Raw genomic sequence first — 19,700 nt, forward strand, 5'->3', positions numbered from 1 at the left:
GGTAACCACGACCCGGTGCCGGGTCGTGGCGAAACGGCGAGATCGAGATCTAGCGGCCGGGTAGGTACTTCAGCGCGCGGACCGCCGTCGGCGTGATCGCCCGGTAGATGTTCTTGGGCACCAACGGGGCGCGGTCGATGCCGATGAACCGCTGCTCGGCGATCGTCTGCGCCTCCGTGTACTTGAGCAGACCCTCTTCGCCGTGGCGTCGGCCCACACCGGAGATGCCCATGCCACCCATCGGTGCGGCGGTCGACGCCCAGGCGGCGGCGTAGCCCTCGTTGATGTTGACGGTGCCGGCCCGCAGTCGTTCGGCGACGGCCTGCGCCTCGGCGCTGCTGCCCGCGAAAACGCTTGCGTTGAGCCCGTATTCGGTGTCGTTGGCGAGCTTGACGGCCTCATCCGTCGAGTCGACCGGATAGATCGAGACGACCGGCCCGAAGGTCTCGTTGCCGTAGCAGACCATGTCGTCGGTGACGTCGGTGAGCACCGTCGGCTCGAAGAAGAACGGGCCGAGGTCGGGGCGGCGCTTGCCGCCGGCGAGGACCTTCGCACCCTTGGCGACTGCGTCCTGCACGTGTGCCTCGGCGGTGTCGATCTGCGCCGCCGATGCGAGCGAGCCCATGTCGGCGGTGAAATCGTAAGTGCCCGAGAGCTTCATCATCGAGACAAATGCGGCGAACCGCTCAGCGAACTCGTCCGCGATCTGCTTGTCGACGTAGATCCGCTCGATGGAGATGCACAGCTGGCCGGAGTTGGAGAACGCCGCGCGTGCAGCTCCCTGCACGGCGTTCGCGATGTCGGCGTTCGCGGTGACGACCATGGGGTTCTTGCCGCCCAGCTCGGCGGAGAACCCGATGAGTCGCCGGCCTGCCTGTTCGGCGAGGGTTGCCCCGGTCGCCGACGAGCCGGTGAACATCACGTAGTCGGTCGAGGCCATGATCGCCTGCCCGACGACGCCGCCGGGTCCCGGCACCACGGCGTACAGCTCACGCGGAAGACCCGCCTGGTACAGCAACTCCGCGAGCGCGAGAGCACAGTAGGGCGTCTGGCTGTCGGGCTTGATGACCACACCGTTGCCGGCGACGAGGGCCGCGACCGCATCGGACACGGCCAGCGTCAGCGGGTAGTTCCACGGACTGATGACGCCGATGACCCCCTTGGGCAGATGACGCACCCGGACACTGGTGGCGCCGGGCAGCATGCCCTTGACCTTGCGATCGGCGAGCAGCTTCGGGCCGTTGGTCGCGTAGTGACGCGCGGTGATCGCGACGTCGAGCACTTCTTCCTGCGCGTAGATCCGGGCTTTGCCGGTCTCGGCCTGCGCGATGTCCATCAGCGCCTCGGCGTTGCGATAGACCAGAGCGGAGAACTTGTCGATGACCTGGGCACGCTCGGCCGGGGTCCGGGCGGCCCATCCCTGCTGGGCCTGCCGGGCACGGTCGACCGCGGTCTCGAGATCCTCGGCCGTCGCGACCGGGATGGTGGCCATCTCGGTGCCGCTGAACGCCTCCAGCACCGGCCGGGTGGGACGGCTCGCGGCGTCGTCGATCGCGACGAGAGCACCGAGACGGGCGAAATAATCGGCGGTGGGCTTCGGCATGTCGGGCTCCTCGGTGAAGTGCTGGCTCTGGGCGGTTGGTGGGTGTTCGGTCGAGATCCGGACGATCAGCTGTCGGGGGCGACCAGCACGATGCCGTCGTCGTCGGAGTAGACGATGTCGCCCGGGTTGAAGGTCTCGCCGCCGATGGTCAGCGGAACGTCCCGCTCGCCGGCGCCGGTCTTCGTGGACTTGCGCGGGTTGGTGCCCAGCGCCTTGACGCCGATCGCCATCCCGCCGATGGTCTTGGCGTCGCGGATGGCGCCGTTGGCGATGATGCCCACCCAGCCGTTGGAACGGCCGAGCTCGGCGATGATGTCACCGACCAGCGCGGTGTGCACCGACGCATCACCGTCGATCACGAGCACGCCGCCCGGGTTGGACTCGCTCAGGATGGATTTGAGCAGGGCGTTGTCCTGGAAACACTTAACCGTGGTGACGCGTCCGACGAATTCGCGGTTGCCGCCGTACTGCGTGAACTGGGTGTCGCAACTACGGACATCGGCCCCGATCTCGTCCACGAGATCGGCCGTCGGGGTGAAGGTCAGCTCGCTCATGCCGACCAGTTTAGGTGTTACCGCAAGTAGCTGGTTACTCGAGGGTAGGTTCGGTTCGAACCCCTCCACCCAGACCGTCGATGATCTCCGCGACGTCGTCCGGGCGTTCGGAGACCAGGAAGTGCTTCGCGCCGGGCAGCACGACGATCTCGTCTGCCGAAAGAGTGTCCGCGTAGCGCCGTTGCTTCCATTCCCAGAAGAGCCGCCATCCGGGGATCGTCGACGACGCCACCACCACCTCGACCGGTACGTCCGGCATCGGATTGCTGCGGCGTAGACCCCGCAGGGTCCTGTTCATCGCGCCGAAGGCCGCGTTCTCGACGAGCATCGCGAGCAGGAACGGCGGTTGCCCGAAGACCCGCTTGCTCCATCTCCGTTGCTGTTCACCGAGCCCCTCCGGAGGTGCCGGCACGACCCGCTTCCACACCTGCAGGCTCGGCCATCGTCGGATGCCGACGCGGCTGGTCACCGCCCGCGCCACTCCGACCGCCCGGTGCGCGTTGCCGACCCGGAAGGACAACGGGACCAAGCGCCAGGGGAAGAGCACATACGAGCCGTCGAGCACCACCACGGCCGCGGTGCGGCCGGGGTGCTGCCGGGCGAACGCCTCCACGTACAGCGACGCGAGTGAATGGCCCACCACGACAACGGGTTCGTCGATCCCACGGGCATCGAGTACCGCGACCATCCGCTCGATCTCGCCGAGAAGCGTCGGATGGTGCCGACGGTCGACCGGACTCGACAACCCGTAGCCCGGCCGGTCGTACCGGATCACCCGCCACGACGGCGTCAGGCGGGCGACGAGCGGGTCGAGGTCGAACCAGTTGCTGCCCAACGCCGCCATCAACAGCAACGGAGGTCCCGATCCCTCGTCGAGCACATGCAGGCGGTGCCCGCCGACGGTGACGTACTCCCCCGGAGCTGTGTCATCGCCGGGGTCCGGCGTCGTCTCGTGCACCTGACCAGTGTGCCCGAGGTTTCGACGCGGTGGCTCGCTCCGCTCGCTACCGGCTCAACCAGCAGCAGCCCACGCCGGTTGAGCCGACACCGAGCAACGCGAGGCGTCGCGTCGAAACCCACCGAGCCCCCTCCCCGCCGGTTGAGCCGACACCGAGCGAAGCGAGGCGTCGCGTCGAAACCCCGCACACCCAGCAGAGGCAGGTTTCGACACGGTGGCTCGCTACGCTCGCTACCGGCTCAACCAGCAACAACGCGGTTGCTAGCTGTACTGACCCGGGACGTTAGGTACGGGGTTCGGCGAGTCGGCGTGACATAGGGAAGACCTCCGAGTGAGGTGTGGAGCTGTCTAAGAACCGCTCCTCAACCCGGAGGTCTTCATGTCTCACCGTAATTCACCGTTGTCCCCGACTGGCCGGCTGCGTCTGGCTCGGTGTGTTGTCGAGGATGGGTGGCCGCTGCGGCGTGCCGCGGACCGTTTCAATGTCTCGGTGACCACGGCCAAACGGTGGGCCGACCGCTACCGCGACCACGGGCCCGCAGGGATGGTTGACCGCTCAAGCCGGCCCCGCTCATGCCCGCATCGCACCACCCGTCGCCGGGAACGCCGGGTGGTGGGGTTACGCGTGTCGCGCCGTTGGGGACCAGCTCGGATCGGGTTCCACCTGGGGTTGAACGTGTCCACAGTCCACCGCATCCTCACCCGGTACCAGTGTGTGCGGTTGTCGTGGACCGACCCGGCCACCGGAGCACCGGTGCGTGCACGACGACGTGAGGTTCGCCGGTATGAACGCGAAGCTGCCGGGGACTTGATCCACGTCGACATCAAGAAGCTGGGCAGGATCCCCGACGGTGGTGGGCACCGCGTGCACGGCCGCGCCCGAGGCGGCCGCAATTCCAGTGCCCATCGCGATCCGTCCCGGCCCCGCACCGTGCATGGCCGCCCCAACCTGGGATACGCCTACCTGCACCACGCCGTCGATGATCACTCCCGATACGCCTATTCGGAGATCCTCGCTGATGAGAAGAAGGAAACCGCGACCGCGTTCATGACCCGGGCCTTGGCCCACTTTGCCTCGATCGGCGTCACGACCACACGGGTGATGACCGACAACGGGTCCTGTTACCGGTCCAGAATGTTCCGGAAACGATTGGCCGACAACGGGATCAAACACAAATGGACACGACCGTACCGGCCGCAAACCAACGGCAAGGTGGAACGATTCAACCGCACACTGCAAGAGGAATGGGCCTACGCCCGCCCCTACAACAGCGAGACCGAACGCGTGGCCGCCTTCGACGAGTTCCTGCGCATCTACAATCACGAACGCAGCCACACCGCACTCAGAGGCGACTCACCCGCCGACCGCGTACCCAACCTGGCGGGTCAGTACAGCTAGCCCTCCGCTCGCTACCGGCTCATAGCTCCTATGTCAAGCGGCGGCGGGTGTTGGGTTTTCGGCTTCGTGGGTGCGGGCGTGGTGGTCGGTGGTGAGGTTGTTGTAGACGACGCGGGCGAGTCGGCGTTTGAGGCAGCGCATTGCCTCGCGAGGGCTCTTGCCGTCGGCCTGCTTTTTCTCGTAGTAGGCGTAGCCGAGGGTGTCGGGCATGCGTGCCTGGGTCAGCGCGATGCGGTGGATCGCGGCGTTGATTTGACGGTTGCCCGACCGGGTGAGGCGATGGCGTCCGGGGTTGGCCGACCACACCGGCACTGGGGCGATTCCCGCGTGGCGGGCGAACTGGGCCTCCCCGGGGAAGCGGGTGATGTCGGCGGATTCGCCGAGGAGTTTGGCGGCGCTGAGGACGCCACAGCCGGGCATCGCCAGCAGGGTGGGCACCGCGGCCGAGACCAGGGTGGTGATCTCCTTTGCGACCTCCGCGATCTCCACGGTCAGCTCGTAGATGGCGGTGATTTCCTTGCCGGCCAGGCGGGCATCGACGCTGGTGCCTTGGGTCTTTAACCAGACTTGCAACGCTTCCTGATGCTTCTTCATCGTCAACCCACCCTTTGCGATGTGGTGCTCGGGGTCGAGCTGATGCACCCGCCACAACACCCGGTTGATCTTCGACGTTCGTTCGCGCACAAGGGAATCGCGGTAATCGACGAGAGCTTTGACGTCGTAGGACAACGCGTCGTGAGAGGCCACCGGGAGGTCGGGTTCACGTGCTGCGGCCCGAGCCACGGCCAGCGCGTCGATCGGGTCAGACTTACCGCGTTCACGTCCGGTACGGCGGTGTTCGGCCATCAGGCGCGGCGCTACCCGCACCACTTTCTGAGCCGCGCCCAGCAGGTCGCGTTCCAGCCAAGCGGACATGTTGCGGCAGTCCTCGATGGCCCACAACACCGTGGTGCCAAAGCGTGTGTGAGCCCATTGCATGGCTTTGCGGTGGCCGATGGTGGTGGCGGGCACCACGGTGGACCCGAGCTGCTTGCCGACAGCGTCGACCGCGACGAATGTGTGCGTGCGCTTGTGCACATCGGCACCGATGACGATCATGGGAGATGCCTTCCTGTCAGTGGAGTGGCGACAGTCGGGCCGGTCGGCGGACACATCTCAGTCGGGGGCGATGCCACGCTCCTATCAAGTCACGCCGGCCGGTCCTGACACACCAGGAATCGGCACAATGAGCCAACACCAGCCCGATACAGCCAGGGCGGTAACCAGCAGAAGAGCCAGATACCTGGTGGTCAGAACCCAACCACCACCGAAGTGGCTAGACAACCCTGACACTGAAACCAGCAGAAGCCGCGGTTCAGGCGTCCTGCGGTTTGGCGAGCGGGAAGGCGAGCGATTCGCGGATCGACTGGCCGGTGATGAGCATGACCACACGGTCGACGCCCACCCCGAGCCCGCCCGTCGGCGGCATCGCGTACTCGAGCGCCTGCAGGAAGTCCTCGTCGAGTTCCATCGCCTCCGGGTCGCCGTCCGCCGCCAGGATCGACTGCTCGGTGAGACGCCTGCGCTGCTCCACCGGATCGGTCAGTTCGGTGTACGCGGTGCCGAGCTCCACACCCCACGCCACCAGGTCCCAGCGTTCGGCGACGCCCGGCTTGCTGCGGTGCGCGCGGGTCAGCGGCGAGGTCGACGTCGGGAAGTCGGTGTAGAAGGTCGGGAAGGTCGTGCGGTCCTCGCCGAGATGCTCGTAGAGCTCGAGGACGATCTGGCCGGCATCCCAATCCGGGCGGTAGTTGATGTCGAGGCGGTCGCACACGGCCCGCAACGTCTCGACCGGGGTCTCCGGCGTGATCTCTTCTCCCGCACCCTCGGACACCACCTCGTGGACGGTCTTGACCGGCCACTCCCCCGAGATGTCCACGCGGACTTCGTTTCCGTCGGCGTCGGTGCGGATGATGACCGGTTCACCGTAGGCCGCGGTGGCCGCATTCTGGATCATCTCGCGGGTCAGGTCCAACATCTTCAGGTAATCGCTGTGCGCCTCATAGGCTTCCAGGCTCGTGAACTCCGGATTGTGACTGAAGTCGACGCCCTCGTTGCGGAAGTTGCGGCCGATCTCGAACACCTTCTCCACTCCGCCGACGCACAGACGCTTCAGGTAGAGCTCCGGCGCGATCCGCAGATAGAGGTCGAGGTTGTAGGCATTGATGTGCGTCTGGAACGGGGTCGCGTTGGCGCCGCCGTGGATCTGCTGCAGCATCGGCGTCTCGACCTCCAGGAAGCCGCGCGCGGCGAGGAAGTCGCGCATCGACTTCACCACCAGGCTGCGGATCGCGAGGTTCTTCCGGCTCTCCTCGTTGATCGCGAGGTCGACGTAGCGCTGACGCACCCGCGCCTCGGGATCGGTCAGTCCCGCCCACTTGTCCGGCAGAGGTCGCAGGCACTTGCCGTTGATCCGCCAGGCGTCGATGAGGATCGACAGTTCACCGGAACGACTGGTGCCGACAACCCCGCGGGCTTGGATCAGGTCGCCGAGATCGACGTCGGTCCCGAAATCGGGTGTGCCCGGGATGACGCGGGACTCCTCGACGAGGATCTGCACCTCCCCCGACCAGTCGTGCATGTCGGCGAAGACGACCTTGCCGAAGTCCCGCAGGCGCGTGACGCGGCCGGCAATGGTCACGACGCTGCCCTCGGGTTCGGTCCGCGCCTGCGCGATGGTGTGGGTGGGCTGGTCGGCCGGCGGATACGGATCGAATCCGCTTTCGACGAGCCGGTCCATCTTCTCCAGGCGCACCCGGACCTGTTCGGGACGGTGCACGACCGCACCCTCGGGGGTGGCTGCCTCGGCTTCCAGCTCGGCGATCAACGCAGGTGCGTCGACACCGGCAGGGATCGACGGCTGGCCTTCGGTGTAGTGCCTGGCCCGACCGAACTTCGGGAGGGTGATGAACCCTTCGGTGACGATGGCGGCGAGACCGACACGCGGCAGGATGCGATTGTCCTCGAAGCACAGGTACCGCGACTGCCAGTCCGGCAGGTACTTGGCGTTCGACTTGTACAGCGACTCCATCTGGAAGAACCGGGAACCGAACATCAGCACCGAGTAGCCCGCACGCATGACGGGCCCGGCGCCGATTTGCGGTCCCTGCTCGAAGAACGCGCGGAAGGCCGCGAAGTTGAGCGAGACCTCGGTGATGCCCAATTGCTCGGAGTTGCGGCATAACTCGGCGACCATCGTCTCCACGACGCCGTTGGGACCCTGCCGGTCCCGCCGCATCAGGTCGAGCGACGCACCTCGGCGTCCCCACGGGACGAACGAGAGCATGCCGACGACCTTCTCGTCGGCGGTGCCCTCGTCGACGACGGCCTCGACCAGCAGGCAGTTGTCGTCGGCGCGATCGCCGATGCGCGACAACGCCATCGCGAAACCGCGTTCCTCGTCGGTGTCGCGCCAGTCGTCGGCACGGGCGACGACCTTTTCCATCTCGGACGGCCTTCCGCCGATCGAGCTTGTCGAGATCTCGCCGTGGCGGCGAATGCGCACCGTCACACCTGCACGCCTGGTGCGGGTCACGGCCTGGCGCACGGCTTTCATCGCCGGTCCGCTGAGGCTGAACTCCCGCGTGTGCAGGATCGCCTCGTCGCCGATGTTCAGCGAGATGAAACCGGCCGCGTCGAAGGCCGCGGCGCCGCGTGGACTCGACCCGATGGACGCCGGATGCCAACCGTACTTCTCACAGAGCGTGAGGAATTCGGCGATGGCGTCGGGCCACGATTCCGGGTCGCCGATCGGGTCACCGCCGGCGAGTCCGACGCCGACCTCCACGCGGTACGTGATGGCCGCCCGACCGTCGGGTGAGAACACCACGGCCTTGTCCCGGCGCGTCGAGAAGTACGCCAGCGAATCGTCGTCGTTGAACCGGGTGATGAGTGCCCGGATGAGTGCCTCGTCCTCCGCGGTGATCAACCAACGCAGTCGCTGCGACCGGAACAGCACGACCGCCGCGGCGATCAACGCCAGGGCACCGAACAGGCCCAGCAGACCGTTGACGAAGACATGCGTGTGGCGACCGTCGAACGAGGCCTCCTGATCGATCGCACCGAAGGCGACCACGCGGTTGAACGCGTACGGCAGTCGATCCGCCCTGGTCAGCGTGTGGGGGAAGGCCCAGACCAGCGCCCAGCCGAGCAGGGTGGCGATGCCGAGACCGACGACGAGCGTGGCGATCGCCGCGGGGATCGCACCGCGACGAACCCGCGTGTGGAACTGCCGATACGTGGCCACGAGGAAGACCAGCGCGGCGAGGTCGATGACCAGTCCGATGTAGATGTTGGTCTGGTCCCAGGCCGTCACATCGAGGTCGTCCTCGAGTGACGGGATCAGGTACAGCACGTTGCCGACCATGAAGAGTACGAGGTAGATCACGCTGATCCACCAGGCGATCCGCTTGCGCGCCGACAGGGCGACCGCGATGAGGGCGAGGACGAACGCCCACGCGAAGCTCGTGTCGGGCAGCGTGATGATGTAGTCGTCGACGTAGCGCCGGGGGTCGTGGATCAGATGCCGGAAAGCCGGCAACAGGCTGGACAGCAACGCGATCGTCGCCAGGACACCCACGACGGTGCCCGCGATGTGCGGCGCATTGCGGCCGAATCCGGTAGGGCGCCTGATCTTGTCGAGGAGGACGAGGGAACGTCGGTCCGCCGCGGTGGGGGTCCGCCGGGGCGCCTCGGGATGTTCGTCGGGGCTGGACGGGTCGACCGGCGCAAGGGGGGTGTCGGTGGCCATGCGTCGACGGTAGTCGTATGCGCGGGTGCGCTCTGCACTCCACGCTGATTCGATCAAGCGGCGGCACACAACCCGGCACATATCTGCGTGGCCGTGCCGGTGTGGCCGGGTGTGCGGACACGGGGCATGATCGGGACCGTGTACGACGTGACGATCCGGGACGACTCAATCCGACTCGGCCAGTTCCTGAAACTGGCCAACCTCATCGAATCCGGCGCCGAGGCCAAAGAGGTCATCGCCGACGGCCTGGTGACCGTCAACGGCGAGGTCGAGACCCGACGCGGACGGCAACTGGCCATCGGCGATGTGATCGAGATCGGCGGGATGGGCGCCCGGGTGGCCCGGGACGAGTGATCACTGCGGTCTGGTCACCGCGGGGATCAGGAACCTACGCCGAGGCGCCGGAGCTCGGCCGGCGTGATGAGACGTTCTGCCTCCGCGGGAAACGTCGATGAGTTGACACGACGTCCGCCGAGTCGCCCCCCGGTGAGCGAATTCAGCAATGAACCCCGGCGGGGTGGGTGAAATGTGTCAGTCAACTTCATGACCAATCACTTCCTGGTGCATTCACATTCGTTACAACGGACTCTGACTTTGACCTACTGTAGCGACAGTACTCATCGTTGTCGCCAAGGTTTTTCGTGGTTTGCACCACTCACCCCGAGCCCCGTCGACATGTGAGAGTCCACGTCTCCGGTGTCCCGGATTCGTGACTGCCGTACATGTCGACTAAATCGATCATGACACGCGGGGCGTTACGTTCCGGGTAGCGACGCGGCATCTACCAGCACCAATGCTACGCAGCGAATGCTGCGGCGTATGCCATCCACTCGGACCAAAATTCGTTCTACGGCTCGGCGGGCGACAGCAACCCGGCGACGATGTCGTAGGCACGCCGGGCCGTCAAGGCGCCGCCGGAATCGGCGATGGCCGCCTGCATCCCGACGACACCCCAGGACAGGAACGCGATGGTCGCGGCGAAATCCTGTTCGGCGACCTCGAGTCGTCCGGCCATCTGCTCGGTGAGCAGTCGTTCGACGACATCCCGCATGGACCGCAGCACTGTCCCGCCCGTCGAACGGCCGACGAGGACTCGATAGACCTCGGGGTACTGCTGCGCGAGTACGAGTAGTCGAGGAACCGGCGCCAGACGTTCACTGTCCGGAGGCGCCGCCGGGTCCGGGGGCAACGGAACCGCGAGGACGTCCCGAAGGTACTCGACGCTGCTCGCCAGGAGCAGGTCATCCTTGTCGCGGAAGTGCGCGTAGAAGGCCGAGCGTCCGGTGTCGGCCCGATCGAGGATGTCGCGCACACTGATCCGGTCGTAGTCCCGCTCGACCATCAGCTCGATGAGCGCTCGGTGCAGGTTCGTCCGTCGACGTCGTGACCTCTACCTTCGTGATGCACCACATCCCGCAGGCCGACCGCGACGCCGCGTTGTCCGGCATGTTCCGGGTACTTCGGCCGGGTGGCACAGTGCTACTCGCCGACGCGCACCCGAGCGGCCCGATCCTGCCGATCCTGATCCGGGCGATGTCGCGGTCGGCTGCCCGGCGCACCGCCGACCAGGTCGCCGGCCACACCGATCCGGTCGACGCCCTCGATGTCCGGCGCTACATCCCGGACCTGACCAGCCAGGGATTCACGTCGGTCGAGTTCCACACCATCAGGTCATCGACCGGAGCCCTCATCGGCCGAAAGCCCGATCGCGCCGGATGACCTCAGGCGAGGCCGGCGAGGAATCGATTGGCCCAGGTGACGGCGCTGACACCGGGATTCACCTGGAAATCGCCGTAGGTGCCGTGTGAGCCGGACTTCAGGAACCGGTTGAACGAGGTGATCTGCTCGCGGGCACGCTTGTTGCCGAGCTCCTCGACGATGGCTCCGGGTCCGCCGAGCGTGAGCAGCTCACGGACGATCACGGCAGCCTCGGCCTGGTACTGGAGGATCTGGCTCGGCGTCGGATCGCTGGTTTCGGCCAGGTAGCCGGCGATGCGGGTGATGTAGAAGTCTCGCGGCACGTTGCAGTACATGTCCGACGGCTCGCAGAGAGTGAAAGCCCGGGGCAGCACCCACCCCATGCCGTCGAGGCGGGGACCGCCGCTGCCCTCGCCGCGCAGGGCCGGACCGACGAGGTTGTCCTTGCGCGACCGTCGGGGATCGGAGATCAGCACGACGCCGGCAACCTGACGGGGGCGGATCGCCGCACGCCCGGTGCCGATCTCCGACGCGAGGTCGCCGGCCGCGTCGGCGCCCTGGCTGTAACCGACGAGCGCGATCCGGGTTCCCGGGCAATGCTGCAGCATCTGCAGTGCCAGGCCCCGGGTGTTGGCGACGGCCTGCGCCTTCGACTTCCCGTAAACCGCCTTCTCCCACGGGAACGCGGTCGCGTCGTAGCCGACGTACTGAACCTTGGTCTCCGGACCCAGCCCGGACGTGACGGCGTTCAGGACCCCCGGGCTGACCCCGTTGGCCCAGGTACCCGGAACGGCGAGGACATAGATCTTCGGGCAGTCGGCGGGCGCCGCGTCCGCGCGCGGTGCCGTCAGCCCGAACCCTCCCAAGACCGCACACAGCAGAGTGCACATGATGGCGAGGATTCGACGCATGGGCTGTCCCTTCGGTAGATGGATCGCGATGAGCCGAGTGTATGGCGGTGCCACCGGGATGTGTAGCAGAGTGAAAAGGACTCCCGCCCAACCTTGTGCGGCGGGCGGGAGTCCTCGGTTCTGGTGGCGACGGGTCAGCGCTGGGCGACCTGGGTCGGCACGATCGGGGCCGGCAGATCGGAGGCACCGGTGAGGTACTCGTCGGCGGCCGCGGCGGCCGAACGGCCCTCGGCGATCGCCCACACGATCAGCGACTGACCACGACCGGCGTCACCGGCGACGAACACGCCGGGCCGGCCGACCGCGGCGAACTTGCTGTCGCGCTTGACGTTGCCGCGAGGGTCGTACTCGACGCCCATCTTGTCGAGGAGATCCTCACGCTCGGGGCCGACGAAGCCCATCGCCAGCAGGACCAGATCGGCCTCGAGTTCGAAATCCGAGCCCTCGACCTTCTCGAAGCGACCGTCACGCATGACCACCTCGTGGGCCCGGAGGCCGGTGACCTTGCCGTTCTCCCCGATGAACTCCTCGGTGTTGACCGAGAAGACGCGCTCGCCGCCCTCTTCGTGGGCCGACGACACGCGGTACATCAGCGGGTAGGTCGGCCACGGGGTCGACTCGGCACGCTCGATCGGCGGCTTCGGCATGATCTCGAACTGGTGGACGATCTCGGCGCCCTGCCGCAACGAGGTCCCCAGGCAGTCGGCGCCGGTGTCGCCACCGCCGATGATGATGACCTTCTTGCCCTTTGCGGTGATCTGCCCCTCGACGGTGTCGCCGAGCTGAACCCGATTGGCCTGCGGCAGGAACTCCATCGCCTGGTGGATGCCGTCGAGCTCGCGGCCCGGGATCGGCAGGTCGCGACCGATGGTCGAACCGTTGGCGAGGATGACCGCGTCGAAGTCGGCACGCAGCTGCTCGACGGTGATGTCGACACCCACGTTGACGCCGGTACGGAAGACGGTGCCCTCGGCCTCCATCTGCGCCAGGCGGCGGTCGATGTGACGCTTCTCCATCTTGAACTCGGGGATGCCGTAGCGCAGCAGACCACCGATGCGGTCGGCCCGCTCGAAGAGTGTCACGTCGTGCCCGGCACGCGTGAGCTGTTGTGCGGCGGCAAGTCCGGCGGGACCCGAACCGACGACGGCTACCGACTTGCCGGTCTTCTTCGTCGGCAGGACCGGGGTGACCCAGCCGTTGTCGAAGGCGTTGTCGATGAGCTCGACCTCGACCTGCTTGATGGTCACCGGCGGCTGGTTGATGCCGAGCACGCACGACGCCTCGCAGGGGGCCGGGCACAGGCGACCGGTGAACTCCGGGAAGTTGTTGGTCGCGTGCAGACGCTCGATACCGTCACGCCACCGGTCCTTGTAGACCAGGTCATTCCACTCGGGAATCAGGTTCCCGAGCGGACAACCGTTGTGGCAGAACGGGATGCCGCAGTCCATGCAGCGGCTGGCCTGAGTCTTCAGGTGCCCCTTGTCGAAGTCGGTGTAGACCTCGTTCCAGTCGAGCAGCCGCAGTTCGACCGGACGACGGTCGGGCAGCTCCCGCTCGGGGTGCTTGAGGAATCCTCTGGGGTCAGCCACGTGCGGCCTCCATGATCGCTTCGTTCACGTCTCGCCCGGTCTTCTCCGCGTCGGAGATGGCCAGCAGCACGCGCTTGTAGTCCCGCGGCATGACCTTGGCGAACTTGGTCTGGGCAGTGTCCCAATCGGCGAGCAGCTTTGCGGCGACCGGGGATTCGGTCTCGGCACGGTGCTCGTCGATGATGCCGGCGAGGAACTCGATGTCCTCGTCGGCGAGCGGCTCGATGTCGACGAGCTCGGTGTTGAGGTTGTCGGCCAGCTCGGCGTCCGGGTCGTAGACGTAGGCGATACCACCCGACATTCCCGCCGCGAAGTTGCGGCCGGTCTCGCCGAGAATGATCACGCGTCCACCGGTCATGTACTCACAACCGTGGTCACCCACACCCTCGACGACGGCCGTCGCACCGGAGTTACGAACGCAGAAGCGCTCACCGACGATGCCGCGCAGGAAGATCTTGCCCGCGGTGGCACCGAAACCGATCACGTTGCCGGCGATGATGTTGTGCTCGGCGACGAAGTCGGCCGGGGCGTTGCGCGCCGGACGGACCACCAGGCGGCCGCCCGAGAGACCCTTGCCCACGAAGTCGTTGGCGTCGCCTTCGAGCCGCAGCGTGATGCCCTTGGGCACGAAGGCGCCGAAGCTGTTGCCGGCCGAACCGGTGAAGTCGACGATGATCGTGCCGTCCGGCAGACCCTGTGCACCATAGGTCTTGGTGACCTCGTGGCCCAGCATGGTGCCGACGGTGCGGTTCACGTTGGTGATCTTCGACGTGAACGACACCCGGGTGCCGTGGTCGATCGCCTCGCGGCTCTGCGCGATGAGCTGCTGGTCGAGCGCCTTCTCGAGCGCATGGTCCTGCACGCCCGAGCAGTACAGGTCCTGGTTCATGAACGGCGATTCCGGCATGGTCAGGATCGACGACAGGTCGAGCTTGCCCGCCTTCTCCGACTTCCAGTGCGCCAGCGCCTTGGTGGTGTCGAGCGCCTCGACGTGACCCACGGCCTCCTGGAGCGTACGGAAACCGAGGCGTGCCAGCAGTTCCCGGACCTCTTCGGCGATGAACAGGAAGAAGTTCTCGACGAACTCCGGCTTGCCGGCGAAACGCTCACGCAGAAGCGGGTTCTGGGTGGCGATGCCCACCGGGCAGGTGTCGAGGTGGCAGACGCGCATCATGACGCAGCCCGAGACGACGAGCGGCGCGGTCGCGAAACCGAACTCCTCACCACCGAGCAGTGCGGCGATCACGACGTCGCGGCCGGTCTTCATCTGACCGTCGACCTGGACCACGATGCGATCGCGAAGACCGTTGAGCAGCAGCGTCTGCTGGGTCTCGGCCAGACCGATCTCCCACGGCGCGCCGGCGTGCTTGAGCGACGTCAGCGGCGACGCACCGGTACCACCGTCGTGACCCGAGATGAGCACGACGTCCGCGTGTGCCTTCGACACACCGGCGGCGACGGTGCCCACGCCGACCTCGCTGACGAGCTTCACGTGGATGCGCGCCTTGGGGTTCGCGTTCTTCAGGTCGTGGATCAGCTGCGCGAGATCCTCGATCGAGTAGATGTCGTGGTGCGGCGGCGGCGAGATGAGGCCGACGCCCGGCGTCGAACCGCGGACCTCGGCGACCCACGGGTACACCTTGTGCGGCGGGAGCTGGCCGCCCTCACCGGGCTTGGCACCCTGCGCCATCTTGATCTGGATGTCGGTGCAGTTCGACAGGTAGTGCGAGGTGACACCGAAACGTCCCGACGCGACCTGCTTGATCGCGCTGCGCCGCCAGTCGCCGTTCTCGTCGTGGTGGAAACGACGCGGATCCTCGCCGCCCTCACCGGAGTTCGAGCGACCACCGAGACGGTTCATGGCGATGGCCAGCGTCTCGTGGGCCTCTGCCGAGATCGAACCGAAGCTCATCGCGCCGGTGGAGAACCGCTTGACGATCTCGCTGGCCGGCTCGACCTTCTCGATCGGGATCGGGTCGCGGTCACCGAAGTTGAAGTCGAAGAGGCCGCGCAGCGTACCGAGACGGGTCGACTGGTCGTCGACCAGCTTCGTGTACTCCTTGAACACCCCGTACTGCCCGGTGCGCGTGGAGTGCTGCAGCTTGAACACCGTGTCCGGGTTGAACAGGTGGTACTCACCCTCACGGCGCCACTGGTATTCACCGCCGACCTCGAGCTCGCGGTGTGCGCGCTCCGAGGGCCGGTCGCTGAAGGCCAGTGCATGCCGGGTGGCGACGTCGGCGGCGATCTCGTCGAGACCGATGCCGCCGAGCTGGCTGATCAGGCCGGTGAAGAACTCGTCGACGGTCGCCTGGGAGAGGCCGATGACCTGGAAGAGCTGCGCACCGGTGTACGAGGCGATGGTCGAGATGCCCATCTTGCTCATCACCTTGAGCACACCCTTGCTGGCGGCCTTGATGTAGTTCTTGCGTGCGGTGGCGAAGTCGATGTCGCCGAGCACGCCGCGCTCGACCATGTCCTCGATCGACTCGAAGGCCATGTACGGATTGACCGCGCCGGCGCCGAAGCCGACGAGCGCAGCGATGTGGTGGACCTCGCGGGCGTCGCCGGACTCCACCACCAGGCCCACCCGGGTGCGCTTGCGCTCCCGGACCAGGTGATGGTGCACCGCCGCGGTCAGCAGCAGCGACGGGATCGGTGCGTTGGTCTCGTCCGACTCACGATCGGAGAGCACCACGATGGACACACCGTCGTCGATCGCGGCGCTCACCTCGGCGCGGATCCGGTCCAGTGCGGCGCGCAGGCCCGCGCCGCCCTCGGCAACCGGGTACAGGCCGTAGATCTGCTTGCTGCGCAGGTCCGGGTAGCGGCCGTCCTCCTCGATCCGAACCAGCTTCGCCAACGTGTCGTTGTCGATGGTCGGTTCGGGGATCTCGATCTTGCGGCAGCTGTTCGGACCCGGATGCAGGAGATCGCCCTCGGAGCCGATCGTGTCGCCGAGGCCGGTCACCACCTCTTCGCGAATGGCGTCCAGCGGCGGGTTGGTGACCTGCGCGAAGAGCTGCTGGAAGTAGTCGAACAGCATGCGCGGACGCTTCGACAGCACGGCGATCGGGGTGTCGGTGCCCATCGAACCGAGCGCCTCGGCGCCGGTCCTGGCCATCGGCGCGACGAGGAGGTCGAGCTCCTCGCTGGTGTAACCGAAGACCTGCTGGCGCAACGCGACCCGGTCGTGGGCCATGTGCTCGTGCGGCAGCGCACGCACGTCGTTGACGTCGACCAGATGCTCGTCGAGCCACTCCTGGTACGGGTGCTCGGCGGCGAGCTCGTCCTTGATCTCCTCGTCGTCGACGATGCGGCCGGCGGCGGTGTCCACGAGGAACATCCGGCCGGGCTCCAGGCGCATCTTCTGCACGACGTCGGCATGGTCGATGTCGAGGACACCGACCTCGGAGGCCATCACGACGAGATCGTCCTTGGTGACCCAGATGCGGCTGGGACGCAGGCCGTTTCGGTCGAGGACCGCTCCGACGACCGTGCCGTCGGTGAAGCACACCGACGCCGGGCCGTCCCAGGGTTCCATCATGGTGGCGTGATAGCGGTAGAACGCACGGTGCTCGGGCTTCATCGACTCATGACGCTCCCAGGCCTCCGGGATCATCATCAGGACCGCGTGCGGCAGGCTGCGGCCACCGAGGTGCAGCAGTTCGAGCACCTCGTCGAAACGTGCGGTGTCCGACGCACCGGGGGTGCAGACCGGGAAGATCTTCGACGCCGCGTCGGCACCGAAGGCCTCCGTGTCGATGAGCGCCTCGCGGGCACGCATCCAGTTCTCGTTGCCGGTGACGGTGTTGATCTCACCGTTGTGGGCGACGCGGCGGAACGGATGCGCGAGCGGCCACGACGGGAAGGTGTTGGTGGAGAAGCGCGAGTGGACGAGGCCCAGCGAGCTCTCGACACGCGAGTCCTGCAGGTCGACGTAGAACTCCCGCAGCTGGGGGGTCGTCAGCATGCCCTTGTAGACGAAGGTGCGTCCCGACAGGCTCGGGAAGTACACGGTCTCGCGGCCGGGGCCGTCGGCGCCCGCCCCCTTGTTGCCCAGCTCGTACTGGACGCGTTTGCGCACGACGTACGCCCGGCGCTCGAGTTCCATGCCTTCGGCGCCACCGATGAAGACCTGACGGAAAGTGGGCATCGCGTCGCGGGCGAGCGCACCGAGCGAGTTCTCGTTGGTGGGCACCTCGCGCCAGCCGAGCAGGGTCAGACCCTCGGACTCGATGACCTTCTCGACGCCCTCGCAGGCGAGACGAGCGTCTTCGGAGCCCTGCGGGAGGAACGCGATACCGGTCGCGTAGCTGCCCTCGGCGGGGAGCTCGAAATCGACCGTCTCACGCAGGAAGCGGTCGGGAACCTGGATCATGATCCCGGCACCGTCACCCGTGTTCGGTTCAGCACCTGCGGCACCGCGGTGCTCGAGGTTGACCAGGGCCATGATCGCCTTGTCGACGATGTTGCGACTGCGTCGTCCGTGCATGTCCACGACGAACGCCACGCCGCACGAGTCGTGCTCGTTACGTGGGTCGTAGAGACCCACCGGTCCCGGAGCCTGCTTCATATCCGCCTCACTTTGCGTGCGGAGAGTGCACGCACTAACAGTGGTCAATGTCTGGGGGCCACCCCGCCTGTGTAACCGGCTCCGTTGCCGGCCTGTTCGCCTTGCGGACCTCGATGTCCACAGCGTCGTCATCCTCCCCCCGAGGGGCTGACCTGGGGCAGAGCCGACAATCACAAGGCGGTGGCCCCGTCAGCGCCGTTGCTGACGGAATCTCACGGGCCGCATCGTCGAGGCCCGAGCACCATGCTCATCTCGGCTTTGCGCGCAGCACTTCAGAGGGCGCCCGCGGGCTGCCGTATGAGCATTGTGGGTCATTTTTCCATGTGGGGTGCCCAGTATCGAAATCCGGCTACCACAATGGACGCGATACTGCACGTCAGAGGAAAATCGGGCGAGTACGGACATCACCGTGCGGACCGCCCGACGTGAGCTGTCTGCCTTCTGTTCGTAACGGGACGGGTCCATCGCGGTGGCCACTCGATCGCGGCGGGGTCGCGGTCAGGTGTCGACCCGCATATTCGTCGCACACCGGACACCAGGCGCGGCTAGCGTCTGAGTGATGAGCATCACCTTACCCTCGGGCGGGGCGCCCATGCCGCCCGCCGATGACGAGAAACCATTCGGAAGCCTCGGCGTCGACCCCCACGGTTCTCGCCGATCGCGCGCCGTGAACGCCTACCTCGCGCGGGTCACCTGGCCGATGATGCTCGCCGCGGGCCGGAGCCATCCCCTGGTGACCGCGCAGATGATCCAGCGGACCCGCCCGGGACTGAACCGCACCATCGAACGGCTCAGTCCACCGCCGTCCGGCACGCAGGTCGAGTTGGTGAGGGAGACCTTCCGCGGGGGCCAGATCCGCGGCGAATGGGTGACCGGCCGGCGAGCCGCGACCCCCCGGCCCGGCACCCGGATCATCTACTACCTGCACGGCAGCGGATATGTGGTGTGCTCCCCGCGCACGCATCGCGGTCTCGTCGCGCGACTGGGAAATCGGACGGAACTCTCGGCGTTCAGCCTCGACTACCGGCTCGGTCCCGAACATCCCTGGCCGTGTGCGGGAAACGACGCCATCCGCGGATACCGATGGCTGCTCACGCAGGGTTACCGGGCCGAGGACATCGTGGTGGCCGGCGACTCGGCCGGCGGGCACCTCGCCCTCGATCTCCTCGCCGTCAACCACGCGACCCGTACACCGCAGCCGGGTTCGATGGTGCTCTTCTCTCCGCTCTACGACCCGACTTTCGATCTGGCCGTGGACAATCAGCGCAGCGGCGTCCACGATCCGATCATCAATGCGGTCACCGCGCGCAAGATCCTTCGTCTCTACACGCGGACCGCTGACCCCGACCATCCGCGCATGCGCATCCGCCTCACCCCGGAGATGACCCTCCCGAAGACCCTCATCCAGTACGGATCGTTGGAGGTCATGGGCGCCGACGCCCGGGCCACGCACGACGAGATCGTCGGGGCCGGAGGCGTTTCGGTGATCCAGGCGTGGCCGGATCAGGGACACGTGTTCCAGCTGATGCCGAGGCTGTCCGCCGAGGCGCGACAGGCCGTGGAGACCGCGGCGCGGTTCATCACCGTGACGGCACCCACGCGCACCGAGCCGGCGAGCTGAGT

Annotated in this window: 13 protein-coding genes; 4 read left to right on the forward strand and 9 right to left on the reverse strand. The window is 66.8% G+C overall.

The genetic code is table 11. The features are described 5' to 3' along the window. Window positions 1–49: 49 nt before the first annotated feature. From IHQ52_RS03605 to IHQ52_RS03615, 3 genes are read right to left on the reverse strand one after another with little or no spacing between them, the layout of a single operon-like run. Window positions 50–1,660 carry a succinic semialdehyde dehydrogenase gene (locus IHQ52_RS03605; RefSeq protein ID WP_268896883.1) on the reverse strand — a complete coding sequence of 537 codons (1,611 nt, stop codon included), beginning with the start codon at window positions 1,658–1,660 and terminating at the stop codon, window positions 50–52. A gap of 8 nt (window positions 1,661–1,668) precedes the next feature. Then, window positions 1,669–2,157, reverse strand: a complete 489-nt coding sequence (gene rraA, locus IHQ52_RS03610; RefSeq protein ID WP_006437731.1) for a ribonuclease E activity regulator RraA — start codon at window positions 2,155–2,157, stop codon at window positions 1,669–1,671. A gap of 34 nt (window positions 2,158–2,191) precedes the next feature. Continuing rightward, window positions 2,192–3,115, reverse strand: a complete 924-nt coding sequence (locus tag IHQ52_RS03615) for an alpha/beta fold hydrolase (RefSeq protein WP_006437732.1) — start codon at window positions 3,113–3,115, stop codon at window positions 2,192–2,194. Between the two features lie 379 nt (window positions 3,116–3,494). Here IHQ52_RS03615 and IHQ52_RS03620 point away from each other — a divergent pair, with 379 nt between their 5' ends. Next, window positions 3,495–4,514, forward strand: coding sequence for an IS481 family transposase (locus tag IHQ52_RS03620; protein WP_238063685.1), 1,020 nt, complete (start codon window positions 3,495–3,497; stop codon window positions 4,512–4,514). A gap of 33 nt (window positions 4,515–4,547) precedes the next feature. On the opposite strand, the gene IHQ52_RS03625 is transcribed toward IHQ52_RS03620, so the two are convergent. Then, complete coding sequence (locus IHQ52_RS03625) at window positions 4,548–5,612, reverse strand: IS110 family RNA-guided transposase (RefSeq protein WP_096272715.1); 1,065 nt, start codon at window positions 5,610–5,612, stop codon at window positions 4,548–4,550. 256 nt (window positions 5,613–5,868) lie between these two features. After that, on the reverse strand, window positions 5,869–9,303 hold the full coding sequence (gene lysX, locus IHQ52_RS03630; RefSeq protein ID WP_238064114.1) for a bifunctional lysylphosphatidylglycerol synthetase/lysine--tRNA ligase LysX: 3,435 nt from the start codon (window positions 9,301–9,303) through the stop codon (window positions 5,869–5,871). Between the two features lie 126 nt (window positions 9,304–9,429). Between lysX and IHQ52_RS03635 the strand changes: the two genes are divergently transcribed. Next, the gene (locus tag IHQ52_RS03635; protein ID WP_006438786.1) at window positions 9,430–9,657 is read left to right on the forward strand and encodes an RNA-binding S4 domain-containing protein; all 228 of its coding nucleotides are present in this window, start codon (window positions 9,430–9,432) and stop codon (window positions 9,655–9,657) included. 493 nt (window positions 9,658–10,150) lie between these two features. Here the strand turns inward: IHQ52_RS03635 and IHQ52_RS03640 are convergent, their stop codons facing one another. Then, the gene (locus IHQ52_RS03640) at window positions 10,151–10,645 is read right to left on the reverse strand and encodes a TetR/AcrR family transcriptional regulator (RefSeq protein WP_006438787.1); all 495 of its coding nucleotides are present in this window, start codon (window positions 10,643–10,645) and stop codon (window positions 10,151–10,153) included. Between the two features lie 41 nt (window positions 10,646–10,686). On the opposite strand from IHQ52_RS03640, the gene IHQ52_RS03645 reads away from it, so the two are divergent. Further along, entirely contained in the window at window positions 10,687–11,022 is a 336-nt protein-coding gene (locus IHQ52_RS03645; protein ID WP_006438788.1) for a class I SAM-dependent methyltransferase, read from the forward strand. Between the two features lie 2 nt (window positions 11,023–11,024). Here IHQ52_RS03645 and IHQ52_RS03650 read toward each other — a convergent pair whose 3' ends face one another. The 3 genes from IHQ52_RS03650 to gltB form a co-directional block, all read right to left on the reverse strand. Then, the gene (locus tag IHQ52_RS03650) at window positions 11,025–11,912 is read right to left on the reverse strand and encodes a cutinase family protein (RefSeq protein ID WP_006438789.1); all 888 of its coding nucleotides are present in this window, start codon (window positions 11,910–11,912) and stop codon (window positions 11,025–11,027) included. A gap of 134 nt (window positions 11,913–12,046) precedes the next feature. Beyond that, window positions 12,047–13,501, reverse strand: a complete 1,455-nt coding sequence (locus IHQ52_RS03655) for a glutamate synthase subunit beta (protein ID WP_006438790.1) — start codon at window positions 13,499–13,501, stop codon at window positions 12,047–12,049. Then, on the reverse strand, window positions 13,494–18,077 hold the full coding sequence (gene gltB / locus IHQ52_RS03660; RefSeq protein ID WP_006438791.1) for a glutamate synthase large subunit: 4,584 nt from the start codon (window positions 18,075–18,077) through the stop codon (window positions 13,494–13,496). Before gltB ends, IHQ52_RS03655 begins: the two co-directional genes overlap by 8 nt. 559 nt (window positions 18,078–18,636) lie before the next feature. Between gltB and IHQ52_RS03665 the strand changes: the two genes are divergently transcribed. Further along, on the forward strand, window positions 18,637–19,698 hold the full coding sequence (locus IHQ52_RS03665; protein WP_096274880.1) for an alpha/beta hydrolase fold domain-containing protein: 1,062 nt from the start codon (window positions 18,637–18,639) through the stop codon (window positions 19,696–19,698). The last annotated feature ends 2 nt before the right edge of the window (window positions 19,699–19,700 follow it).

Source organism: Gordonia amicalis, from assembly GCF_022059885.1.
Taxonomy (GTDB): Bacteria; Actinomycetota; Actinomycetes; order Mycobacteriales; family Mycobacteriaceae; genus Gordonia; species Gordonia amicalis.